Below are 24,034 nucleotides of genomic sequence, written 5' to 3' on the forward strand. Positions count from 1 at the left end.
TTCAGACGAGGAGGGCTTGGCGCGGCGGGATGCGGCCGTTGAGGATGAAATCGCCGATGTAGTGGTATTTCCACACCTCCGGATCGTGGAGCGTATGGGTGCGGGCATTGCGCCAGTGCCGGTGGAGGTTCCATGTCTCGTCGGCCGCGCTGGTGCCGGCGAGCGCGAACAGGTCGTTGCCCATCTTGACGCAGACGGCCGAGGCCGCCGCCTTGGCGGCCGCGACGAGGATGGCGAGATCGACCGTCGCCTTGTCGTCGCGCGGCGCCGCGCGGACGCGGTCGAACGTGTCGGCGGCGCGCAGCAGCAGCGACCAGGCCGCCTCGGTCTCGACATGCAGTTCGCCGACGCGGCGGATGATGTGCGGGTCGTCGCCCGCCCGCTCCAGCTCGGCGCCGTACCAGGGCCGGCTGCGCTCGCGGACATAGGCGACGGTATCGGCGAGCGCTTCCTGCGCGATGCCGATATCGACGGCGACATGCATGATCTGGCCGAAGGCCGGGCGCGTGCTCGGTCCGGAATCATACTGCCAGATCGGCACGACATCGCGCTCGCCGACGACGACCCCGCCAAAGGTCGCGGTTCCGCTCGCCGTGCCGCGCTGGCCCATCGCGTTCCAGTCGTCGACGATCTCGACGCCCGGCGCCTCGCGCTCGACCATCACCATGTGAGCGCGGCCGTCGCCGTCGAGGGCTGCCACCGGCAGCCACTGCGCGAACAGCGCCCCGGTGGTGTAGTACTTGGTCCCGTTCAGGATGTAGCCGCCATCCGGCCCCCGCTCGATGCGGGTCTTCATGTTGGCGTAACCGCCCTTGGGCGTGCCGCGCTCCGACAGCGCATTGCCCCAGAGCTGCCCGGCGAGGATGCCGCCATAGAAGAAGGCCTTCTGCTCGGGCCTGCCGAGCGCGCGGATGTTCTCGAGATGGGAGAAGTGGTTCTGCGGGATCTGGCCGATCGCCGGATCGGCGGCCGAGAGGATGCGGAACACCTCGACCAGCGTATGGATCGAGACTTCCGGCCCGCCGAAGGCGCGCGGCACGGTGATCCCGAGCAGGCCGGTCGCACGCAGCTCGGCGATCTCGGCCCAGGGCCGGGTCCGGTTCCGGTCGCGCTCGGAGGCGGAGGGACGGATGCGATCCGCATAGGCCTCCGCCACCGCGATCGCCTCGACGTCCGACCGGATCACCCGCGCCGGCTGCCGCAACGGTTCCGCCCGGGCGTTCATGACGTCGCCTCCGTGCACAAAGACCGTTCCTCGCGCTTGCGCACGAGCGGCAGCACGTGTTCGCCGAAACGCCGGAGTTCGGCCAGGAGCGGCTGGAACTGCAGCATGAAGAGGTCGATGCCGGCCTCGCGGAAGGCGACGATGCGGTCGGCGACCTGCTCGTAGCTGCCGACGAGCCCCGCATTGGTGCCGCCATTCGAGCCGACGACGGGCACGCCGGCATTCACCTTCATCATCTGCACCGCCTTGTCGGTGCCGGAACGCAGGCGGGCGATCTCGTTGCGGCTGACGAGCGACAGCAGATGCTGGAACTCCGCCTGCGCCTCCGCCTCCGTCTCGCGCGCGATGACGAAGGCCGAGAGCGCGAAGCGGAGCGGCGGCGCGGCGCCTCGGCGTGAGGCGAGATCGACGATCAGCTCCCGCGTCTCGGCGAGCGAGCGGCCGTTGACGAAATAGGTGTCGGCCTGCGCCGCCGCGAGCTGGCGCGCCGGTTCGGACTCGCCGCCGAAATAGATGGTCGGCCCGCCGGGCCGCAGCGGTCGCGGCCGCAGCGACAGCCCGTCGACCGAAAGATGCTCGCCCCGATAGGTGACGGTCTCGCCGGCGAAGAGCCGGCGGACGATCTCCAGCCATTCCGACGAATAGGCATAGCGCTGGTCATGCTCGCGGAGCGGGATGCCGAGCTGCTGGATCTCCGGCAGGAACCAGCCGCTCACCAGGTTGATCGAGAAGCGCCCATGGCTGATCTGGTCGATGCCGAGCGCCTGCTTCGCCAGCACGCCCGGATTGTGCAGGAACGGCTTGATCGCCGCGATGATCTCGATGCGGCTCGTCGCCTCGGCGATGCCGGCCGAGGCCGTCCAGGCGTCGACAACGTCCGATTCGGCATTGCGCGGGCTAATCGTGTGCTGCGCGATCAGCGCCGCGTCGAAGCCGAGGCGCTCGGCCTCGACCACGACTTCGCGATTGTGCCGGTAGCTCGCATCCGGAAGATCGTCCGGATGGCTGTCCGCGCCGAAATACCCGTGATGCGGGGCCCAGACCCCGAAGCGTATCCTCCCCTGCCCGCTCACGGCTTCGCCTCCGGCACGACGGGGTTGGCGATGGCGTCGTTGAAGTCGGTCAGGAAGAGGTCCTTCGCGTCGAGGCGACGGCGGATGATGCCCGAGTCGAACACCTCGTCGGCATAGACCTGCTTCTCGGCGAGGAAGGCGTCATCGATCCGCGCGAGGCCGCCGGAATTGTTGTTGAGCGCCGTGCGCACCGCGTTCTCCGAGACGCCGAGCTTCGGCGCGACGAGCTTCACATATTCGTCCGGATTGGCCTTGGCCCACTGGATGATCTTCTCGTATTCGCGGATGAAGGCGCGGATCGCCTCCGCCTTGTTCGCGACCGCATTCGGCGTCGCGAAGATGCAGTAGAGGTTCGAGATGTCGTATTCGTCGCCGCGCGCCAGCACGTAGCTGCCCGGCACCTTTTCCAGGATCTGCGCCGCGGTCGGTGAATTCTGCGAGGTGGCGTCCACCTGACCGGTGACGAAGGCCGACACCGCCTCGGCGCCGAGGATGTTGACCGAGGTGATGTCCTCGTCCTTGAGGCCGTGCGCCTTCAGGAGGTGCAGCACGAAGAGCTTGTGGTTGTTGTTCTGGGCATAGGCGATGCGCTTGCCCTTCAGGTCGGCGAAGGTCTTCGCCTCGACTTCCGGGCGCACGATCAAATTGGTGTTGTGCCCGTTCGGCCCGGTGCAGGCGACGACCTTGTTCTTCGAGCCGTTGGCGGCCATCTGGATCGGGCCGATCTCGCCCTGGTCCTCGATGTCGACGGCGCCGGACAGGATGGCGTCGTTCAGGTCCGCGGTGTTGGGGAAGTACTTGTACTCGACCTTCACGCCCGGAAGCTGGACGTCCTTCTGCCAGAGGGCTGCGAAATAGCCGAAGGCCTGCGGTACGCCGACCTTCAGGACGACATCCTCGGCAAAGGCCGACGACGAGGTCGCCAGCAGGGCGACGAGGCCTGTCGCGAGCGCGGTCATGCGGCGGCGTCGCGGACGGTCAGTATCGATGACGGACATGATGCGGTCCTTGTTGGGAGGGATCAGACGGTGGGCACGCCGAGTTGCGTGAAGATCCGCTCACGCAGGCGGCCGAAATCGGGATCGAGGCGGTTGCGCGGATGCGACGCCTCGACGGGGAACTGGTCGAGGACGCGCCCTTCGCCGAGCACGACGACGCGGTCGGCCAGCGTCAGCGCCTCGTCGACGTCGTGGGTGACGATGACGACGGTGAAGCCGTGCTTGCGCCAGAGGCCGAGCAGCAGCGCGTGCATGCGGATGCGCGTCAGCGCGTCCAGCGCGCCGAACGGCTCGTCGAGAAGCAGCGCCGCCGGGTCGCGGATCAGCGCGCGGGCGAGCGCGACGCGCTGCCCCTCGCCGCCCGAGAGCGTCCCCGGCCAGGCGTCGCGGAGATGACCGAGCCCGACCTCCGCCAGCACGCCGAGCGCCTTCTCGCGCTTCTCCCGCCGCGAGAAAGGCAGGCCGAAAGCGACGTTCTCCCACACCTTCAGCCACGGCATCAGGCGCGAATCCTGAAAGGCGACGGACACCTTGCCGGCGACGAAGACGGCGCCTTCCGAGGCGCTGTCCAAACCGGCGAAGAGGCGCAGCAACGTGCTCTTGCCGCAGCCGGACTCGCCGACGATCGCCAGGATCTGGCCGCGCGGCAGCGAGAGGTTGACCCCGTCGAGGATGGTGCGCTCGCCGAAGGATTTGCGGACGTCGATCGCTTCGAGCCCGATATCGGGGCTCGTCTGGCGAGACTGCCTCAGGGGCGCGTTCATCGCAGGAAGCTCCGGTTCCAGGGGAGCAGGCGCCATTCGAGCAGGCGCACCAGCGCCTCCATGGCGAGGCCGAGGATCGCGTAGAGGATCAGGCCGAGGATGATCCAGTCGGTCTGCAGCGCGTTGCGGCCCTGCGCGACGAGATAGCCGATGCCGCCCTGCGCATTGATGCCCTCGCCGATGACGAGGCTGAGCCAGGCGATGCCGAGCGAGAGGCGCAGGCCGACGAGCGCCGAGGGCAGAGCCCCGGGCAGGATCACCCGCGTCAGCAGCTCGCGCCGGCTGGCGCCGCAGATCTGGGCGAGCTCCGCATAGCGCCGGTCGATGCCGCGAATGCCCTTGTAGAGGTTGATGTAGAGGGGAAAGACGACGCCGATCGCGACCAGGCCGACCTTCACGCCCTCGTCGATCCCGAGCCAGATGACCAGGAGCGGCGCCATGCCGAGCGAGGGCATGGCGCGGATCATCTGCAGCGGCGGATCGATCGCCTCCTCGCCGACGCGGGAGAGGCCGGAGACCACGCCCATGAAGACCGCCAGTGTGCCCCCGATCGCGAGGCCGTAGAGCACCCGCCGCAGCGACGTGCCGATATGGACGAGGATCTCGCCGGTCGACGCCAGTTCGACGAAGGTGGCCCAGACCTGCGCGGGCGATTCCAGCGCGGCGCGATCCACCCATTCCCGGCTCGCCGCCAGCTGCCAGAGCGCGATCAGCAGGATCGGAACCACGGCGCGACGGGCGAAGGACGCGAGGATTTCCGCAGCCCTTGCCCCTTTGAACCAGGCCCGGACCTGGGCCCCGAGCGGATTGCGCCGGGTGGCTGGCCGGGTAGCTGCGAGGCGCTCGCCTGCGATTTCGGACATGACCCCTCCTTGGTCGCTTGCGCGATCAACATGAGGTCAATCCTATATATAGCGTCTATTTATAGGAGAGTTTCGATTCGAAACTTCCGGGCGGTCAGGAAACAGTTTTTCGCGAGAGCGCGGCCCCGCAGGGCGGGGAGCGCGAGAGAGCGGCACAGCGATGCCGGCGCGCCGCTCCCCTCGCGTTTGCGCGCGCGGGCGATATAAGTTGCGGCTCGGAACCGCTGAGATCGGCGGATAAAGGGGAAATCGGGTGTCACTCACGCTTCAGAAGCTGCGCAACTTCCTCGTCATCGCCGAGGAGGGTCAGTTCCTGCGCGCTTCGCAACGCGTAGGCATTTCGCAGCCGACGCTGAGCGCGCAGATCAAGGAACTGGAGAGCGAGCTGGGCGTCACGCTCTTCAGCCGCACCACCCGGCGGATCCAGCTGACGACCGAGGGGGAACGCTTCTTCGAGCGCGTGACCAAGATGCTGTCGGACCTAGAGGTCGCGGTCACGGAGGTTCGCGAGCAGGCGGCGCTGAAGCATGGCCGGGTCACCATCGCGGCGACGCCGTCGCTGGCGAACAGCGTGCTGCCGCCGCTGATGGCGGAATTCCGCCGGGCCTTTCCGGATATCGACGTGCGGCTGCTGGAGGAGATCTCGGAAGGCGTCGACCATCTCGTGCGCCAGGGCATCGCCGATTTCGGCGTCGGTCCGGGCATCGGCCGCCAGATGGATCTCTCCTTCTCGCCGCTGTTCGAGGAACGCTTCTTCGCCGTCGTGCCGCTGGAGCATCCGCTCGGCCGGATGGACACCCTGCCGCTCGCGGCCCTGCCGGAGCGCGAGCTGATCACGCTCGCCAAGGGCACGGGCATCCGCGATGTGCTGGAGCAGGTGCTACGCGACAACGGCATGGAGATCGGAACGTCGCACGTGCTGACGCGGGCCGATTCGGTCATCTCGCTGGTCGAGGCGGGCCTCGGCGTCGGGCTGCTGCCGGAGCTGAGCGTCGCGCGGGTGAACCCGAAGCGGGCCCGGATCATTCCGATCACGGAGCCGGAGATCTCCCGCAACATCGGCCTGATCGAGCGCAAGGGCGGCAGTTCGTCGAGCGCTTCCAGCGCCTTCCTCAGGATGCTGCGCGCCGGCGACATCCCCGAGCGCATCGCCGCAGGCTGACCGGCAAGCGTCCCGCAGGATATGGCACGCAGGATGAGCCGCGATTTCGCGGTTCATCCTGCCGGATTTGTGGAGGCCTAGTTGTTGCCCCAGGCGGCCATGGCCTTGTCGAACACACGCTGGCCCGGCGTTCCCTTCTCGAAGGTCAGGATGGCGCGCTGATCGTTGTTGTAGACGATCGGCAGGTCGATCCAGTTGCGCTCGCGCAGCAGGGCGACGTTCTGCGCCATCGGCTGGGCGTCGTTCGAGAAGGCGATCCAGAAGAAGCCGTCCGCGACCTTGGCCGCGGCGCCGTCGAGCGGCTGGCCGCGCGATTCCTCGGTCGGCTTCATCACCAGCGCCGGCACCGACTTGACGCCGCCACCGGCGAAATTGGCCGGCGTGTCGACGACGATCTCGACCAGATGGCTGGCCGGCAGCGCGCTGTCGTTGTTCTTGCGGATGTTCAGCGTCACCTTCATGCCCTTCTCGGGCACCTCGAGCTGCGCCTGGATTTCCGGGCCGTTCGAGGAGTTGGCGTTGAACTTCCACGTCGCCGTGGCGGGCACCACCTTGACGTTCTGGCTGCCGTCGGTCGGCTGCTCGTAGAGGATGGCCTTCTGGGCGACGAGCGAATCGTCGGCCGCGCCGGCATTGCTGTCGGCTGCGGCGGCCGGCGGCGCGGCGGGCGCGGGCTGGGCCGGGGCCGGCTCCGCGGCGGCGGAACGCGTTCCCTCGGGCGCCACCACGCCGGCGAGCGGATCGACCTCCTGGTCGCCCGGCGCGGGCTGCGCCTCGACGGTGCGAACCGTCTTCGGCGCATCGACGACGGGCTCGCCGCCAAGCCGGTCGGCATTCTTGGTGCTGGCCGGAGCGGGCTCGGGATTTTCGCTCAGCGTCGGCTTGGCACCGCCCTCGGCCGAGCTGATCAGATCGCCGATCACGTCCTTGACGACGCTGCGCTGCGACCAGGCGAGCGCGGCGATACCGCCGAGCAGCAGGCCGATCAGAACGAGAAGGATCAGCGTCGGCAGGCGCGAGGGCTTGCTGCGCTCGACATAGACGGCGGGTCGTTCGGCAGCCGGGCGGCCGCGTTCACGGCCTGCCTGACGGCCGGCGCGGGCGCGCGGCTCGTCGAAGCCGGCGTCGATCGTCGGCGCATCGCCGAACGTCGGCTCCGGCGCCCAGTCGGCGTCGGCCGAGCGGCGGCCCTGGTCCATATCGTCGTCGAGATCGAAACGCGGCTCGTCGAAGCGCGGCTCGTCATGATGATCGACGGAAAGCGTCGGCTCGCGCCGGCCGCCCTGCGGGGCCTGCCGATCAGCGGTGAATTCCGGCTTCGGCGTCACCTGCGGCCATTGCGGCTGGATCGGCGCCGGCTGGCGAAGCAGCGGCGCGGGCGCCGGCTCGGGTTCCGGCTCGTGCCACTCCGGCTCCAGCTCCTCCGGAAGCAGGACGTCGTCGTGGTGAAGCGCCTCCTCCTCGAGCGAGATCGGCGGCGGAGGCGGCGTCAGGACGGGAGCGGGAACCGGCGCGCGCGGCGTCGGGACCGGCGCCGGACGGGCAGGCTCCGCCTGCCGCAGCACCGGCTTCGGGGCCGGCGGCGGGGGTGGTGGTGGCGGCGGAGGCGAAACCGCCTCCTCCTGTTCTTCTTCCGGCTCGGGATCCTGCGCCTCGGCAGGCTCCGGCTCGGGAGCGGTGCCCAGTGCCTCGGCGACGGCGGCAGCCGCGCTGATCCGCACCGGCGCCGCGCGGGCGACGCTCGCCTCGCGCTCAACCTTGCGGATCGCCTCTTCCAGCTCCAGGCGCTGGCGGGAAATCTCGGACGTCGTCAGGGGAGGATCGATCGACTTCAACTGGGCGATCAGCGCGGTGCGCGCCTTGTCGTAAACCGAACGACGCGCGTCCCCGGATTCGCTGTCGAACCCGGAGACCGCCTTCTTCAATACCGCGTAATAGTCGGTCATTGTCCCATTCTACTAACTGACATGTCCGAACCGGCGCCTGAGATCGACAGCCTTAGTCCTGAAACGGATCCTGAACCAGAATTGTATCGTCGCGTTCCGGACTGGTCGACAGGAGCGCAACAGGCGCGCCGATCAGTTCCTCGACGTGACGCACATACTTGACGGCCTGGGCCGGGAGGTCGTTCCAGCTACGGGCGCCGGCGGTGGAATCTTTCCAGCCTTCCAGCGTCTCGTAGATCGGTTCGACCCGGGCCTGCGCCGCCTGGGATGCCGGGAGATAGTCGATCTCGCGGCCGTCGAGCCTATATCCAACGCAAATCTTGATTTCTTCAAGGCCGTCGAGAACATCAAGCTTCGTCAGCGCGATTCCGGTGATGCCGGAGGTGCGGATCGTCTGGCGAACCAGCACGGCGTCGAACCAGCCGCAACGGCGCTTGCGACCCGTGACGGTGCCGAACTCATGGCCGCGCGTGCCGAGGAAATCGCCGACTTCGCCGGTCTGCTCGGTCGGGAACGGACCCTCGCCGACGCGGGTCGTATAGGCCTTGGTGATGCCGAGCACGTAGCCGACCGCGCCCGGACCGACGCCCGAACCGGTCGAGGCCTGGCCGGCGACGGTGTTGGACGAGGTAACGAACGGATAGGTGCCGTGGTCGATGTCGAGCAGCGCGCCCTGCGCGCCCTCGAACAGGATGCGCTTGCCGGCCCGGCGCTCACGGTCGAGCAGCTGCCAGACCGAATCCATGAAGGGCAGGACCTTGTCGGCGACGGAGGCGAGCTCCTCATAGAGCGACTCGACCGAAATCTCGTCCTGGCCGAGGCCGCGGCGCAGCGCGTTGTGATGCGCCAGCAGACGCTCGATCTTGTCGCGCAGCGCCGGCAGGTCGGCGAGGTCCATGACGCGGATGGCGCGACGGCCGACCTTGTCTTCATAGGCCGGGCCGATGCCGCGCTTGGTGGTGCCGATGCGGGTGCCGGTGGTGCTGTTCTCGCGGAACGCGTCGAGATCGCGGTGCAGCGACAGGATCAGCGCGGCATTCTCGGCGATGCGGAGATTGTCGGGCGAAACCTTGACGCCCTGCGCCTCGAGACGGCCGATCTCGGCCACCAGCGCATGCGGGTCGACGACGACGCCGTTGCCGATGACGCCGAGCTTGCCCGGACGCACGACGCCCGAGGGAAGCAGGCTGAGCTTGTAGGAAACGCCGTCGATGACGAGCGTGTGGCCGGCATTATGTCCGCCCTGGAAGCGCACGACGATGTCGGCGCGCTCGGAGAGCCAATCAACAATCTTGCCCTTGCCTTCGTCGCCCCATTGCGATCCGACGACGACTACATTCGCCATTGAGACTTCCCTTTTCGACGTCCTGCCACACTCATGCCGCGCTGCGCGGCGCGCGATAGGCCTCGTTCCCGGCTAAGCACCGGGACGAAGCGCGCGGACTATATAGACTCCGCTTGGCCGGCGCGACCCCCCGCCGGCGCATCTCCGAGGTTCAATTCTCCCAGAACACATCCTGGTCCGATGGCCAGCTGATGGCGAAGGCGTGGACGATCTCCCGGGTCTCGCCGGCGGCGTAATCATAGCGCCAGGCGACCACGCCGCGCCGGCCGGCGACCGCCATTTCCGTCGGCGGCGTCGCGCCGGCCAGGGGCTCGACGGCGATCGTCTTCGCCTCAGCGACGGGGAGCTGGTCGAGCACCACGATCGTCATCGGCCGGTCGTGCCGGTTCTCCACCTTGATCTGATAGCGCCGCTCGTCCGTCTTCTCCGTCGAGATCAGTCCGCGCTCGCCGGTCTTCTGCTGTAGCTTGGTCCGCGTGACGGCGACCTTGTCGTCGATGCCGAAGCCGAGCGCGACCTCGCCGTCCGGCGCGGTGAAGTCGAGCGGCACGGTGCCGGCGAAGGCGCCGTCGCGATAGAGCACCGCCTCGCCGCCGACATAGGGCGCGCCGGAACTGTTCTTGAAGCGCGCCGTCAGATAGGCCGCGTCGCTGACCGCCGGCACGGCGCGGACTTCCAGCGTCGGCTTCAGGCTCTCCGTCGCGATCCTGACCGAGCGGCTCCCCTGCCCCGAGGCGACCGAGACCGGATCCGGGATGCGGTACTCGGCTCGGAAATCGCCGAAATCGGCGACGGCCTCGGAATTGGCCATCGCGCCATAGCCACCCGCCGCCGCATCGGCGGTGATCGGCGGCGCCGGGGCCGGCCGCGCCACGGCGAGCGATTCGCGGGCGACCTTGGCGTCATAGCGCGGAACGAATCGCACGACGCTCTCATAGGGCTCGGGCGCCTGCGTCCCCTCCGCCGGGCGCAGTGTCGACAGCGACAGCGCCACGCCGGACCAGTCCTCGCCGGTCTCCTGATGCAGTTCGGCGCGCCGGACGAGTTCGAGCTTCGGCTCCGCGCCCGCCTCGCCGAGGACAAGCGAAACGTCATAGGCCGGGCTCCAGCCGGCAGACTGGGTGCGATAGCCGAGCGTCAGCTTGCCGGTGGCGGCCTCGGCGGCCGTGACCTCGATCCGCGCCGAGAGCTTCGGCAGCACGGGCGGCAACATGTCGAGCGCCTTCCGGCGTCCCACGATCTGCTTCTCGAGGCCGCGCTTGTCCATCCGCACGGCGGTGCGCAGCGCGTCGATCTTCTCGCGCTCGGCCGCGAGCCCTTCGCCGGTCTGGGCCCAATTGTCGACGCCCTTGCCTTCAGCGAAGTTCTTGGCGAAACCCTGCGGCAGGTTTTCCGCCAGCCCGTCGATGAACTTCAGCCTGAGGTCGAGCGCGGCGAGCCGGTCGTCCAGGCCGCCGACGCGATCCTCCAGCGTCTCGATCTCGTCCGCGATCGCGTTGCGCACCGGATCGGCTTCCGGGTCGGCCGGCTCCGGGCGGGTCTCGACAGAACGGATGGTGACGCCGCCGGCGGCGAGGCCCTCGACGCGCAGGCTGTCGGTCGCCATGTCGGTCGGCAGGTCGCTCGCCACAAGGACGGAAACGCCGGCCGGCACCGCGAAGGAAGCCTCGCGCTGCACGGCCGCCCCCTGCGGATGCACCGTCACGGCGGTTACACGGCTGGCAATCGCGAGATCGCCGGCAAGCGCGCCGGCGCTACTGGCGGCCAGCGCCGCGAACGACAGAGCGAGGATCTTCATGGCCGTCCTGGCTACCCCTGCATGAGCAAGCGCCGCTACCCGTAAACTCCCGGCGACGCTCCTGCCGCATAACGGGCGATTGTGGTATCGCCGCGCCACAATTGCGCGCTTCTCGTGAAAATTGCGGCGACACCCCCTTCAGGCGATGCCGTTCTCCTTCTTCCACTTGCGCAACCGCCCGCGCGCATTGGCATAGGGCGAGGACGTGTTGAACTGGATCATCCGCCCCATGGTGTATTTCTCGTACCAGGGCGCGCCATAGAGCGCGGCGTCGTCGTGGCGCCCGATCAGCGCGACGAGGCTTTCCTTGGCCTCGGAGAAACGCCGCAGCAGCGCGTCGAACGGCAGCGCCTCGTAATCGGCATAGAACTTCTGGGCGAGCGCCCCGAGCTCGTTCCATTTGTAGCCGGTCTCGGGGAATTCGACGGGCTCTCCCGCCTCCCGCCGCGCATGCCATTTCAGCACCAGCTCGTTCCAGCCGGTCAGATAGGCGACGAGATCATGCACGCTCATGCGTGTCCCCTGCGCATGGCCTTCGAGCGTCTTCTCGCCCGAACGGTCCGCCGGCACCGTAACGAGGTCCTTCATGAGCTTGTCAAAGTTGGAGCCGATAGCTTCGAGAAGCTCGTCCTTGCTCGCTGGTACGGCCATCCGATTCCCCCATGACGCGCGGTAGAAGCCATAACCCGCATAACGGGTGTCGCCGGCACTTGCCAGCGCCATCGCCTCGACCGTCCCCTCCCCCTTGTGGGGAGGGAGAAAAGGGCGCGACCGCGCCGCCTCTTGGCAGCGACGGTCGGACGAGGCTATCCAGACATTCCGCTGTCCGAGGCCAGTCCATGTCGCTCCTCTCCCGGGCCTTCACCTGGTTGTTCAACCGGCCCTACCTGCTGCTCGCGCTGACCTTCCTGTTCTGGGCGATCAACATCGTGCTCGGCCGCTATGTAGCCGGCTCGATCCCGCCGGTGGCGCTGGCGCAGATCCGCTGGCTCGGCGCCTCGCTGATCATTTTGCCCTTCGCCTGGCCGCATCTGAAGCACGACTGGCCGGCGATCCGCGGCAGCCTCGTCATCATGCTGCTGCTCGCCGCCTCCGGCATCGGCGCCTACAACACGCTCGCCTATTACGGGCTGCAATATACCGAGGCCCTGAACGGCCTGCTGATGCAGTCGATCGCGCCGCTCGTCATCGGCGTCTGGTCGCTGATCCTGTTCCGCGACCGCATGTCGGCCGCGCAGATCACCGGCGTCTGTCTGTCGCTCTGCGGCGTCGTGCTGATCATCTGCCGCGGCGATCCGGCCGTGCTGCTGCACATGACGCTGAATGTCGGCGACATCATCATGCTGGTGGCGATCTCTTGCTACGGCTTCTATTCAGCGCTTCTGAAGAAGGGCCCGCGCATCCACTATCTCTCGATGCTGGGCTTCACGATTCCCGCCGGCGCCATCATGATCCTGCCCTTCTCCATCTGGGAAATGATGAGCGGCCGGTACATCCACGCGACGCCGCTGACCTTCGCGGTCCTCGCCTATGTCGTCGTGCTGCCCTCCGTCGTCGCCTACATGTTCTTCAACCGCGGCGTCGCGCTGATCGGCCCGAACCGCGCCGGGCCGTTCTTCCACCTGCTGCCGGTGTTCGGCTCGATCATCGCCATCCTCTTCCTCGGCGAGCAGCCGCGCTGGTTCCACGGCGCCGGCTACGCCCTGATCCTCTGCGGCATCGCCATCGCGCAGCTGAGTCTCGCCAGGATCCGGGCGTTCGGGCGGTAGTCTCGCCCTCCGGGGGTTCCCGCCCTCTCCCCACCCTCGCCGTCATCCCGGGCTTGACCCGGGATCCATTCAGCCGGGTTGCTGGCGGCGTGAGACGCCAGAAAGCGCGGCTGTATGGATCCCCGCCTTCGCGGGGATGACGACGGTGTCTGAACCAATCCGGACCAACCAAAAGAAAGAGGCGACGGTTGCCCGTCGCCCCTCTTCATTCCGGCAATGAAGCCGTCGGTCAGAACGTCAGGCGCTTGGCCTGGACGACGCCTTCGAGCGCGCTGACGCGGTCGATGACGCTGTCCGAGATCGCCTCGTCGACGCCGATCAGCGCAATCGCGTCCTCGCCCGGCGCCTTGCGGCCGAGGTTGAAGGTCGCGATGTTGATGCCCTCGCCGCCGAGCAGGCTGGCGAAGCGGCCGATGAAGCCCGGCTTGTCCTTGTTGGTGACGTAGAGCATGTGGGGGCCGAGCTCGGCCTCCATGTTGATGCCCTTGATCTGGATGATGCGCGGGTTGACGTCGCCGAACACCGTGCCGGCGACCGAACGCTCCTGCCGTTCGGTCGTGACCGTCAGGCGGATGTAGTTCTCGTACGCGCCCTGCTGCTCGCGACGGACTTCCTCGATCGCGATGCCGCGTTCCTTGGCGATCGCCGGAGCCGAGACCATGTTGACCGACTGCAGCTGCGGCCGCAGCACGGCGGCGAGCGCCGCGGCGGTCAGCGCGCGGACGTTCATCTCCGCGACCTCGCCCTCATATTCGAGCTTGATCGCCTTGATGCCCGTCTCGGTGAGCTGGCCGGCGAACGAGCCGAGCTGCTCGGCGAGCTTGACGAACGGCGTCAGGCGCGGCGCTTCCTCGGCGGTGATCGACGGCATGTTCAGGGCATTGGAGACAGCGCCCTTGACCAGATAATCGGCCATCTGCTCGGCGACCTGCAGCGCGACATTCTCCTGCGCCTCCGTGGTCGAGGCGCCGAGATGCGGCGTCGCGACGACGTTGGGCAGGCCGAACAGCACGTTCTCGGTCGCGGGCTCTTCCTCGAACACGTCGAAGCCAGCGCCGGCCACCTTGCCGGACTTCAGCGCCTCGGCGAGGTCCTTCTCGACGACCAGGCCGCCGCGCGCGCAATTGATGATGCGGACGCCGTCCTTCATCTGCGCGATCGCCTTGGCGTCGATGATGCCGCGCGTCTTGTCGATCAGCGGCGTGTGCAGGGTGATGAAGTCGGCGCGGCGGAACAGTTCCTCCAGCTCGACCTTCTCGACGCCGAGATCCACGGCGCGGTCCGGCGACAGGAACGGATCGAAGGCGATGACGCGCATCTTCAGGCCGACGCCGCGCTCGGCGACGATCGAGCCGATATTGCCGCAGCCGATGATGCCGAGCGTCTTGCCCGTCACCTCGACGCCCATGAAGCGGTTCTTCTCCCACTTGCCGGCCTGGGTCGAGGCGTTCGCCTCAGGGATCTGGCGGGCCGTCGCGAAGATCATCGCGATCGCGTGCTCGGCCGTGGTGATCGAATTGCCGAAGGGCGTGTTCATCACGATGATGCCCTTCGCCGTCGCCGCCGGAATGTCGACATTGTCGACGCCGATGCCGGCGCGGCCGATGACGCGGAGATTCTTTGCCGCCGCGATGACCTTCTCGGTCACCTTGGTATTCGAGCGGATGGCGAGACCATCATAATTGCCGATGATCTCGAGCAGCTTCTCCTTGTCCTTGCCGAGGTCCGGCAGGTAGTCGACCTCGACGCCACGATCCTTGAAGATCTGGACGGCGGTCTTGGAGAGCTTGTCGGAAATGAGAACGCGCGGTGCCATGTGCTTTGTGTCCCTGGTTACCTAGCGCCGTCGTCATCCCGGACGAAGCGAAGCGTAGATCCGGGATCCATGCAGCCGAAGCCTGGGGCCGTATGGATCCCCGCTTTCGCGGGGATGACGCCTGAGGGCGTGCGGACGCTGGTATGAAAACTGGAATGTCGAGCGAACGGGCGGGGCCGAGGCCCCGCCGTCTGAAACTCAGGCGGCCTGCAGGGCGGCCTTCTGCGATGCGAAGGCCCAGTCGAGCCACTCGGTGACGATCTCGAGATCCGAAGCCTCGATCGTCGCGCCGGCCCAGATGCGCAGGCCCGCCGGGGCGTCGCGATAGGAGCCGATGTCATAGGCGACGCCGGCCTTGTCGAGCGCGGTCGAGATCGCCTTGGCGAAGGCCGCCTGGGCCGCGTCGTCGAGCGCCTTGACCGCCGGATCGGTGATGATCAGGCAGACCGAGGTGTTGGAACGAGTGTTCTCGACCACCGGCAGGAAGTCGATCCAGTCGGTCTTGGCGACCCAGTCGGCCAGCACCTTCAAGTTGGCGTCGGCGCGCGCCTGCAGAGCCTTCCAGCCGCCGAGCGACTGCGCCCAGCCGAGCGCGTCGAGATAATCCTCGACCGCCAGCATCGACGGGGTGTTGATCGTCTCGCCGACGAAGATGCCGTCGATCAGCTTGCCGCCCTTGGTCATGCGGAAGATCTTCGGCAGCGGCCAGGCGGGCTTGTAGGTCTCGAGACGCTCGACGGCGCGGGGCGACAGGATCAGCATGCCGTGGGCGCCCTCGCCGCCGAGCACCTTCTGCCAGGAGAAGGTGACGACATCGAGCTTGTCCCAGGCGAGATCCTGCGCGAAGGCGGCCGAGGTGGCGTCGCAGATGGTCAGGCCGGCGCGGTCGGCGTCGATCCAGTCACCGTTCGGGACGCGCACGCCGGAAGTGGTGCCGTTCCAGGTGAAGACGACGTCGCGGTCGAAATCGACCTGGCCGAGATCGGGGAGCTTGCCGTAATCGGCCTTGAAGGTCCGCACGTCCTCGAGCTTCAGCTGCTTGACGACGTCGGTGACCCAGCCCTCGCCGAAGCTCTCCCAGGCCAGCATGTCGACGCCGCGGGCGCCGAGCGCCGACCACAGCACCATCTCGACGGCGCCGGTATCCGAGGCCGGCACGATGCCGATGCGGTAATCCGCCGGCACGCCGAGAACCTCGCGAGTGAGGTCGATCGCCTTCTGGAGCTTGGTCTTGCCGATCTTGGCCCGGTGGGATCGGCCGAGAGCCGCATCCTTGAGCGCTTCGAAGGTCCACCCAGGACGCTTGGCGCAGGGGCCGGAAGAATAATTGGCGTTCACCGGCCGGCGGCCGGGCGTGGCGAGATCTGCCATAGTCTATCCTCACAGATAGTAAGCGCCTCGTTGGGGAGGCGTGTCCCGCCGACGCGTTTACGCCTGGGCCGGGACGAATGCAAGGGCGATCCGACAACAAAAAGACGCGCCCCGTCGCCGGGGCGCGTCTCCGAACTCGTGCGGTGCGAGCCGCCTCAGTTGAACTGGTAGCGGATGCCGAAGTTCACGTCGTGCGAGGTGATGTTCTTGAACTGGAAGCCGTCGTTCGGACGCGAAAAGGCCGGGTTGATGTTGTAGGCCGTATCGGTCTTGGCGTTGCCGAGATCGACATAGGAATAGCCGAGATCGAAGATCAGATTCTCGGTGACCTGGAAGCCGAGGCCGGCATGCAGGGCCCAGGCGAAGTTCCACTGCGATGCGGAGCCGGCATAGCCGCCGGCGTTCAGCTCGTTGTTGACGTCGCGGAAGTCCGAGATGGTGTTGCGCGACGCGCCGATGCCGGCGCCGACATAGGGCGTGATGCCCCTGTAGGTGCCGAGGTCGACATAGCCGTTGGCAAGGAACAGCCACTCCGACTTGCGCGCCGTGTAGTCGTCCGTGAAATAGCCCGGCAGATTGGGATTGATCGTGTTGGTCACGCGCTGCGCGGCAGAGAAATCCGCCTTGCCGCGATACTGGCCGGTCAGGTCGGCGCGGAACCAGTCGTTGAACTTGTAGCCGGCGCCGAGGCTGAAGGTCGGGGCGGCCGAGAAATCGCCGTCGTTCATCCAGTCGGTGACGTAGCCCGGCTCGTTGAAATACTGGTAGTCGAGGCTGCCGAGCTGCTGGTTGCTCATGCCGATGGCGCCGCGCAGATACCAGCCGCCGACGGCGAGCGGCACCGGCTCGACATAGGGCTCCAGATCCGCCGCGACAGCCGAGCCAGCGAAACCGCCGCTGACGCCCGCCGCGATCGCCAGGGCGATCACCATGGTCCGCGAAGTGTTCATTTCACAACCCCCTCGAAGGTCGAACCGCGACGCGCGCGATCCTGAAGATGTTCATCGGGAGGATTTCAACCAGAACTCTTTAACATTGGATTAACTACAACTCTTAACCACGATCTTTCCGCCGTAAGGGAAGCTTAAGTATAAAACCATGGCAGCGCAGCCACATGGGAGCCCGGCCGAGCTCCTACCAAACATGAAGAAGGCGCCGCGCGGGAAGGCGCGGCGCCTCTTTTGCAATCCGGGATAGGTGGCCGGCGAATCAACCAGCGATCGGCTCAGGCGACCTCTTTCAGCGCGCCGATGATGTCGTCGACGACGGCCTCGACCAGCGAGTGGTCGTCGCCTTCCGCCATGACGCGGATCAGCGGCTCGGTGCCGGAGGGGCGGATCACCAGACGGCCGGTTTGGCCGAGGCGCGCCTCGCCCTCGGCGATCGCCGCCTGGACGCTCGCCGCCTCCAGCGGCTTGCCGCCCCCGAAGCGGATGTTCTTCAGGATCTGCGGCACCGGCTCGAAGCGGCGGCAGACCTCGCTGACCGGCTTGCCGGTCTTGCGCACCACGGCGAGGATCTGCAGCGCCGAGACGAGTCCGTCGCCGGTGGTGCAGAAATCCGACAGGATCAGATGGCCGGACTGCTCGCCGCCAACGTTATAGCCGTGGCTGCGCATGTGCTCGACGACGTAGCGGTCACCGACCTTGGTGCGGGCGAGCGACAGGCCGAGCGAGCCGAGATAACGCTCGAGGCCGAGATTGGACATGATCGTCGCGACGATGCCCGGCTGCGACAAGAGGCCGTCCTCGGCCCAGGACTGGGCGACCACCGCCATCAGCTGGTCGCCGTCGACGATCTCGCCGTTCTCGTCGACGATGATGACGCGGTCGGCGTCGCCGTCGAGCGCGATGCCGATATCGGCGCGCACCTCATGCACCTTCCGGCGCAGCGCGTCCGGCGCCGTCGAGCCGACATCCAGGTTGATGTTGAAGCCGTCCGGCTTGTCGCCGATGGTGATCACCTCGGCGCCGAGTTCCCAGAGCGCGTCCGGCGCAACCTTGTAGGCGGCGCCATTGGCGCAATCGATGACAACGCGCAGGCCGGTCAAGTCGAAGGCCTTCGGCATCGTCCGCTTGGCGAACTCGATGTAGCGGTCGCGCATGCCGTCGATGCGCTTGGCGCGGCCGAGATCGGCCGAGGCCGCCAGCCGGTCGGAGAGATCCTCCTCGATCAGCGCCTCGATCTTGGCCTCGGTCTCGTCAGAGAGCTTGTAGCCGTCGGGACCGAACAGCTTGATGCCGTTGTCCTCATACGGGTTGTGCGAGGCGGAGATCATGACGCCGAGATCGGCGCGCAGCGAACGCGTCAGCATGGCGACGGCCGGCGTCGGCATCGGGCCGAGCAGGAACACGTCCATGCCGGCGGCGGTGAAGCCCGCCGTCAGCGCCGGCTCGATCATGTAGCCGGAGAGGCGCGTGTCCTTGCCGATCACCACGCGGTGCCGATGGCCTCCGTTCCGGAAGGCGAGCCCGGCGGCGATCCCGACCTGCAACGCGAGTTGCGGCGTGATCGGAAAGGTGTTGGCCTTGCCGCGGATGCCGTCCGTGCCGAAGAATTTGCGTACCATGCGTAGAATCCGTCCCCGTCGATAGGCGCGCAGTCATAGACCAGCATTGCGGCGAAAGAATTCAAAAATCGTGAGCGTCTGTTACACGCCCCGATGGCCATGCCCAGCCCGGGACCGACCAGCGAGCGAGCGGCGCCACGCCTGACCGTGTTTTTTGACCATAAGATACAGATTTGATTGAAGATTTCGCGTTTCCGCCATCGCTGGCTGGTTCGGCGCCCGAATATTACAGCTCGATATGCAATGTGCTTTTCCCGACGACAGGCGGAGTGGCATGGGAGACCTCCCTTCCCCCGTACCGGAGCAGGCCATGAAGGCTCTCATCGTCGTCGACATGCTGAACGACTTCTACACAGGCGTTCTGCAGAACGAGGCGCATGCCTCGAAGATCGTGCCGGTGATCCGGCAGCTGATCGAGCACGCGCGCGGCCGTCCCGACTGGATGGTGGTCTATTCCAACGACGCGCACCGCGCCGATGACGGCGAGATTGCCATCTGGGGTCCGCATGCCATGGCCGGGACGAAGGGCGCCGAGGTGATCGAGGCGCTGGCGCCGATCGGCGCGCCGCGCGAGATCGTCTCGCCCAAGCGCTTCTACGGTGCGTTCGACGAAACCGGGCTCGACGAGATCCTGAAGCAGTATGGCGTCACCGACGTGGTGATCACAGGCCAGCACACCCATTGCTGCGTTCGCCATTCGAGCTATGGCGCGTTCATTCGCGGCTACGGCATCGAGATCCCGGCGGACGGCGTCTGCGTCTTCGACGGCGTCGACAACGAGGCGGCCATCGAATACCTGCGCACCATCTATGGCGCCGTGATCACCGACAGCGCCGCGATCCTCGCCGCCGACGGGGCCCGCAAGGCCGCCTGAGCCGCGCGGCGCCGCAACGAAAAAGGGCGCGACTGCGAGGTCCCGCCCTTTTTGTTTCCTTCGATACCCGCCGGTCAGACCTGCGGCTGCGGCTCCAGGCCGGTGTCACCCTTCGGACGACGCGTGGTCGGAACCACGGACGGGCGCGAGGGCGGCACGTCGTCGCCGGTGTCGCGGATCGGCGGCTTGCCGTCGAGCAGGTTCTTGATCTCCTCGCCGGACAGCGTCTCGTATTCGAGCAGCCCCTCGGCGACGGCGATGAACTTGTCGCGGTTCTCGGTGATGAGACGCCGCGCCTCGCTCTCGCCTTCCTCGATCAGCTTGCGAACTTCCTCGTCGATGATCTTGGCGGTCTCGTCCGAGATATTGGTCGACTGCGCCACCGAATGGCCCAGGAAGACCTCCTGCTCGTTCGAGCGATAACGCACGCGGCCGAGACGCTCCGACATGCCCCACTCCATCACCATGGAGCGCGCGAGGCTGGTGGCCATCTGGATGTCGCCGCTAGCGCCGGTCGTCACCTTCTCCGGACCGAAGGTCAGGATCTCGGCCTCGCGGCCGCCGAACAGCATGATCAGGCGCGACTTGGCCTTCTCATAGGTCCAGTTGTAACGGTCCGACTCCGGCAGCGTCATCACCATGCCGAGCGCACGACCGCGCGGAATGATGGTGGCCTTGTGGATCGGGTCGATCGTGCCCGAGAGCAGCATCGCGATGATGGCGTGGCCGGCCTCGTGATAGGCGGTGTTGCGCTTCTCGTCGGCGGTCATGGCGAGCGACTTGCGCTCGGCGCCCATCATCACCTTGTCCTTGGCGTCCTCGAACTCAGCCATGGTGACGATGCGCTTGTTGCGCCGCGCCGCCAGAAGGGCCGCCTCGTTGACGAGGTTCATCAGGTCGGCGCCCGAGAAGCCGGGAGTGCCGCGGGCGAGCGTCTTCAGCTCGACGTCCGGCGCCATCGGCACCTTGCGGGCATGCACCTTCAGGATCTTCTCGCGGCCGACGACGTCGGGGTTCGGGATCACGACCTGGCGGTCGAAACGGCCGGGGCGCAGCAGCGCCGGGTCCAGCACGTCCGGACGGTTGGTCGCGGCGATGATGATGACGCCTTCGTTCTGCTCGAAGCCGTCCATCTCGACCAGGAGCTGGTTCAGCGTCTGCTCGCGTTCGTCATTGCCGCCGCCGAGACCGGCGCCGCGATGACGGCCGACCGCGTCGATTTCGTCGATGAAGATGATGCAGGGCGAGTTCTTCTTCGCCTGCTCGAACATGTCGCGGACGCGGGACGCGCCGACGCCGACGAACATTTCGACGAAGTCGGAACCCGAGATGGTGAAGAACGGCACGTTGGCTTCGCCGGCGACGGCGCGGGCCGTCAGCGTCTTACCGGTGCCCGGAGGGCCGACCAGCAGCACGCCGCGCGGAATCCGGCCGCCGAGACGCTGGAACTTCTGCGGGTCGCGCAGGAACTCGACGATCTCCTGCAGGTCTTCCTTGGCCTCATCGACACCGGCGACGTCGTCGAAGGTGACGCGGCCATGCGCCTCGGTCAGGAGCTTGGCCTTGGACTTGCCGAAGCCCATCGCCTTGCCGCCGGCGCCGCCCTGCATCTGCCGCATAAAGAAGATCCACACGGCCAGGATCAGGAACATCGGGAACCAGGAGATCAGAACGCCGATCAGCGACGTGCCGCCCTCGGTCGGCGGCTTCGCCGTGATCGAGATGCCCTTGTTCTCGAGCCGCTTGACGAGATCGGCGTCATTCGGCGCGAAGGTCTGGAAGCTGGCATTGTCGGTATAGCTGCCGGTGATCTGCTGTCCGGCGATCACCACGCTTCGGACGCGGCCGCTGTCGACGTCGCTCAGGAACTGCGAATAGGCAATGTCCTGACCGGCCGCGCGCGGTCCCGGGTTCTGGAACAGATTGAACAGGGCGATCAGCAGCAGGCCAATGATGACCCACACTGCGAAGTTGCGAAAATTCGCGTTCATCAGAATCCCTTCAAGGGCAGGATGCGGCCGGGTGCCGCTCATTTGTAGCTAAGATAGGTGGCCCGACCGCGTAAGCCAATACGAGCATCGCCAATGAAAACGCGGAAAATGCGGCAATGGTTTAGATCAGGCCGCCGGATCGTCATGGCGGGCGGGATCGCCAAGCCGCGCCGCAACCAGCGAGGTCGCCGAAAAGGCGACGCCCAATGCCGGATCGGCCGCCACGCCGAGACCCGGGCAAGCCAGGATCTCCGTGCCGCGCCATAGCGCCGGCAGCGCCTCGATGGCGCGCGGCAGGCCCTGCGGCAGGCAGACGGCAAATTGTCGCCGTCCCGCCTCGCCAAGCGCCGCGATGGTAAACGCGGCGCCCTTCGGCCCCTCGAAACGGAAGCGGAAACGGCCGTCCCAGACGCCCTCCCGCGCCCCCTCGACGGCGAGCATCGCCAATCCGTCGCGGCCGAGCTCGCGCTGGAAGCGGAACTCGCCCTTGCGGCAATCGACGAGCGTGCCGGCGAGCGTCCGCGCGGCGAAATTCGCCGGCACGCGCATCGCTTCCTCCAGCGCCTCGACGCTTTCGAGGCGCGGGACATAGGCGGCGCCGCCGACGGCGCGCAGGATCCGGGCCAAGGCGCGCAGGCGGATCTCGTCTGGCTCCAGGGCAAAGGCGTCCGCCCACAGCCGCACCGCGCCAGTGGCATCGACGATGGCGGCAGCGTCGAACAGGCGGCCGACATAGAGATCGAGCGCGGCGGCGGCGCGGGCGAGGCGGCGGGCGGTCGCCGCGAGCGTCGCGGCATCGAGCCCCTCGGCCGCGACGATCGGCAGGAGTTCGCGGATGCGGACGCGATCAAAACCGCGATCGCGATTGTGCGGATCCTCGACCGGCGCGAGGCCCGCTTCGCGGACAACGGCAACCAGGTTCTCGTGCGGGATGTCGAGCAGCGGCCGGACGAGATGGATGCCGCCGCGATCGACATCGGGCGCCATCGCGGCGAGCCCGTAGACGCCGGACCCGCGCGCCAGCCGCATCAGGAAGGTCTCGGCCTGGTCGTCGCGGTGATGCGCGGTGGCGAGATGCGAGGCGCCGAGCGAACGGCAGGCTTCGATCAGGAGCGCATAGCGGGCAGCGCGGGCAGCGGCCTCCACGCCGGAAGTCGGAACGGGACCGGCCCATCGCAGGCTTCGGAAGGCGAGGCCGTAGCGGGCGGCGACGTCGCCGACGAACCGCGCTTCATCCGCCGATTCCGGCCGAAGGCCGTGGTCGACGGTCAGCACGACGAGATCGGCTCCCCGCTCGCGGGCGGAACGCCAGCGTTGCGCGAGGATCAGCAGGGCGAGGGAATCGGCGCCACCGGAAACGGCGAGCGCCAGGCGCTCGAGATCGGCGAACGGCGCGAAGATCGCTTCGAGCGTCGCGTCCGCGATTCGTCCGGGGTCTTCAGCAGCTGGCACTGGCCTGTTCTTGCTTGACCCGCTGCAGCAGCGCGTTGGAACTCTTCGGGTACTGCTTCAGCACCTCGGCATAGGTGGCGCAGGCCGCCTCGCGCTGGTTCAGGCCGGAAAGCGACATGCCGAGCTTCAGCAGCATGTCGGCTGCCTTGCCGCTCTTCGGATACTGCTTGTAACCGGACAGGAACGCGTCAGCCGCGCCGCGGAAATCCTGGCGGGCATAAAGGCTCTCGCCGAGCCAGTACTGGGCGTCGGCGGCCTGCGGATCGCGCGGGTGCGCCTGCAGGAACTGGCGGAACGAGACCTCGGCGACGTCATAGTCGCCCTTCATCACCAGGGCATAGGCCGCCTCGTAGTCGCTGCGCGCGTCGCCGGTCGGCTGCGGCGCGGCGCCGTGCGGAGCGCCGCCGCCCTGCGAAAGGTCGATCGGCGCGTTGGGATCGAGCGTCAGCTGGCCGAGCGCGCGCGGCGGGGCGCCCTGCCCCGGATTGCCGGCGCCCGGATCCATCTCGCCGTCGGTGGAGCCGATGGCAGCCCCGATCGCGTCGGCCGGCGGCGGGGCGGCGCGCTGCGCGGGCGCGGCGTCGGCGCGGGGCTTCGCCGCCGCAGGCGGGGCTTCGGAACGCTTGCCGCCGCCTTCGACGCCCTTCAGGCGGAAATCGGTATCCTGCTGGGCGCGCTGCAACTGCTCCTGCAGCTGGCGGACCTGGAAGGTCAGCTGCTCGATCTGGCCGGTCATCTCGCGCATCTGCTGCTCGATGCGGTCCATGCGCATGGCCGACTGCCCCTCGTTCTGGGGCGACTGGACGTTGACGACGCCGCCGACATTGCCGGGCGGCTGCGGGCTCTGCTCGGCATTGTTGCCGCGAAGCTTGTCGAACAGGCCGGCGTCGGCGGGTCCCGTCGTCGCAAAGGTCAGTCCCGCCGCGAAGAGCATCGCGGTCAGGATCGGAATTCTCTGTCTCATCAGCCCATCCGTTGAACGATTGTGGCGGCGCGGCTTCGCCGCATCGCACCCATC

Annotated in this window: 19 protein-coding genes; 3 read left to right on the plus strand and 16 right to left on the minus strand. The window is 67.5% G+C overall.

Annotated elements, in window-relative coordinates:
• Window position 1: 1 nt before the first annotated feature.
• From K32_RS17530 to K32_RS17550, 5 genes are read right to left on the minus strand one after another with little or no spacing between them, the layout of a single operon-like run.
• A complete protein-coding gene (locus tag K32_RS17530; protein ID WP_201400749.1) occupies window positions 2-1,225 on the minus strand; it encodes an SfnB family sulfur acquisition oxidoreductase in 1,224 nt (407 codons plus the stop codon).
• Entirely contained in the window at window positions 1,222-2,298 is a 1,077-nt protein-coding gene (locus K32_RS17535; protein ID WP_201400750.1) for an LLM class flavin-dependent oxidoreductase, read from the minus strand. The genes K32_RS17530 and K32_RS17535 overlap by 4 nt, the downstream gene beginning before the upstream one ends.
• Entirely contained in the window at window positions 2,295-3,296 is a 1,002-nt protein-coding gene (locus K32_RS17540; RefSeq protein ID WP_201400751.1) for an ABC transporter substrate-binding protein, read from the minus strand. The genes K32_RS17535 and K32_RS17540 overlap by 4 nt, the downstream gene beginning before the upstream one ends.
• Before the next feature lie 23 nt (window positions 3,297-3,319).
• A complete protein-coding gene (locus tag K32_RS17545) occupies window positions 3,320-4,060 on the minus strand; it encodes an ABC transporter ATP-binding protein (RefSeq protein WP_201400752.1) in 741 nt (246 codons plus the stop codon).
• Window positions 4,057-4,923, minus strand: coding sequence for an ABC transporter permease (locus K32_RS17550; protein ID WP_201400753.1), 867 nt, complete (start codon window positions 4,921-4,923; stop codon window positions 4,057-4,059). The genes K32_RS17545 and K32_RS17550 overlap by 4 nt, the downstream gene beginning before the upstream one ends.
• Before the next feature lie 253 nt (window positions 4,924-5,176).
• Here K32_RS17550 and K32_RS17555 point away from each other — a divergent pair, with 253 nt between their 5' ends.
• Window positions 5,177-6,085, plus strand: coding sequence for a LysR family transcriptional regulator (locus K32_RS17555; RefSeq protein ID WP_201400754.1), 909 nt, complete (start codon window positions 5,177-5,179; stop codon window positions 6,083-6,085).
• A gap of 77 nt (window positions 6,086-6,162) precedes the next feature.
• Here K32_RS17555 and K32_RS17560 read toward each other — a convergent pair whose 3' ends face one another.
• From K32_RS17560 to K32_RS17575, 4 genes are all read right to left on the minus strand, one after another.
• Window positions 6,163-8,031, minus strand: a complete 1,869-nt coding sequence (locus K32_RS17560) for a hypothetical protein (protein ID WP_201400755.1) — start codon at window positions 8,029-8,031, stop codon at window positions 6,163-6,165.
• A gap of 52 nt (window positions 8,032-8,083) precedes the next feature.
• A complete protein-coding gene (locus K32_RS17565) occupies window positions 8,084-9,376 on the minus strand; it encodes an adenylosuccinate synthase (RefSeq protein WP_201400756.1) in 1,293 nt (430 codons plus the stop codon).
• 151 nt (window positions 9,377-9,527) lie between these two features.
• Window positions 9,528-11,174, minus strand: coding sequence for a mucoidy inhibitor MuiA family protein (locus K32_RS17570; RefSeq protein WP_201400757.1), 1,647 nt, complete (start codon window positions 11,172-11,174; stop codon window positions 9,528-9,530).
• A 138-nt stretch (window positions 11,175-11,312) separates the two neighbouring features.
• On the minus strand, window positions 11,313-11,825 hold the full coding sequence (locus K32_RS17575) for a ClbS/DfsB family four-helix bundle protein (RefSeq protein ID WP_201400758.1): 513 nt from the start codon (window positions 11,823-11,825) through the stop codon (window positions 11,313-11,315).
• Window positions 11,826-12,013: 188 nt separating this feature from the next.
• On the opposite strand from K32_RS17575, the gene K32_RS17580 reads away from it, so the two are divergent.
• Window positions 12,014-12,943 carry a DMT family transporter gene (locus K32_RS17580; protein ID WP_201400759.1) on the plus strand — a complete coding sequence of 310 codons (930 nt, stop codon included), beginning with the start codon at window positions 12,014-12,016 and terminating at the stop codon, window positions 12,941-12,943.
• A gap of 229 nt (window positions 12,944-13,172) precedes the next feature.
• Here K32_RS17580 and serA read toward each other — a convergent pair whose 3' ends face one another.
• From serA to glmM, 4 genes are all read right to left on the minus strand, one after another.
• On the minus strand, window positions 13,173-14,759 hold the full coding sequence (gene serA / locus K32_RS17585) for a phosphoglycerate dehydrogenase (protein ID WP_201400760.1): 1,587 nt from the start codon (window positions 14,757-14,759) through the stop codon (window positions 13,173-13,175).
• Between the two features lie 198 nt (window positions 14,760-14,957).
• Window positions 14,958-16,130, minus strand: coding sequence for a phosphoserine transaminase (locus tag K32_RS17590; protein WP_201400761.1), 1,173 nt, complete (start codon window positions 16,128-16,130; stop codon window positions 14,958-14,960).
• 155 nt (window positions 16,131-16,285) lie between these two features.
• Window positions 16,286-17,080, minus strand: coding sequence for an outer membrane protein (locus K32_RS17595; protein ID WP_201400762.1), 795 nt, complete (start codon window positions 17,078-17,080; stop codon window positions 16,286-16,288).
• Window positions 17,081-17,355: 275 nt separating this feature from the next.
• Complete coding sequence (gene glmM / locus K32_RS17600; RefSeq protein ID WP_201400763.1) at window positions 17,356-18,699, minus strand: phosphoglucosamine mutase; 1,344 nt, start codon at window positions 18,697-18,699, stop codon at window positions 17,356-17,358.
• Window positions 18,700-19,009: 310 nt separating this feature from the next.
• Between glmM and K32_RS17605 the strand changes: the two genes are divergently transcribed.
• Entirely contained in the window at window positions 19,010-19,573 is a 564-nt protein-coding gene (locus K32_RS17605; protein WP_201400764.1) for a cysteine hydrolase family protein, read from the plus strand.
• Between the two features lie 74 nt (window positions 19,574-19,647).
• Here the strand turns inward: K32_RS17605 and ftsH are convergent, their stop codons facing one another.
• The 3 genes from ftsH to ybgF all read right to left on the minus strand — a co-directional run bounded on the left by ftsH (window position 19,648) and on the right by ybgF (window position 23,980).
• The gene (gene ftsH / locus K32_RS17610; protein WP_201400765.1) at window positions 19,648-21,564 is read right to left on the minus strand and encodes an ATP-dependent zinc metalloprotease FtsH; all 1,917 of its coding nucleotides are present in this window, start codon (window positions 21,562-21,564) and stop codon (window positions 19,648-19,650) included.
• Between the two features lie 126 nt (window positions 21,565-21,690).
• The gene (gene tilS, locus K32_RS17615; RefSeq protein ID WP_201400766.1) at window positions 21,691-23,016 is read right to left on the minus strand and encodes a tRNA lysidine(34) synthetase TilS; all 1,326 of its coding nucleotides are present in this window, start codon (window positions 23,014-23,016) and stop codon (window positions 21,691-21,693) included.
• Window positions 23,003-23,980, minus strand: a complete 978-nt coding sequence (ybgF, locus tag K32_RS17620) for a tol-pal system protein YbgF (protein ID WP_201400767.1) — start codon at window positions 23,978-23,980, stop codon at window positions 23,003-23,005. The genes tilS and ybgF overlap by 14 nt, the downstream gene beginning before the upstream one ends.
• Window positions 23,981-24,034: the final 54 nt, after the last annotated feature.

The organism is Kaistia sp. 32K (assembly GCF_016629525.1).
Lineage (GTDB): Bacteria > Pseudomonadota > Alphaproteobacteria > Rhizobiales > Kaistiaceae > Kaistia.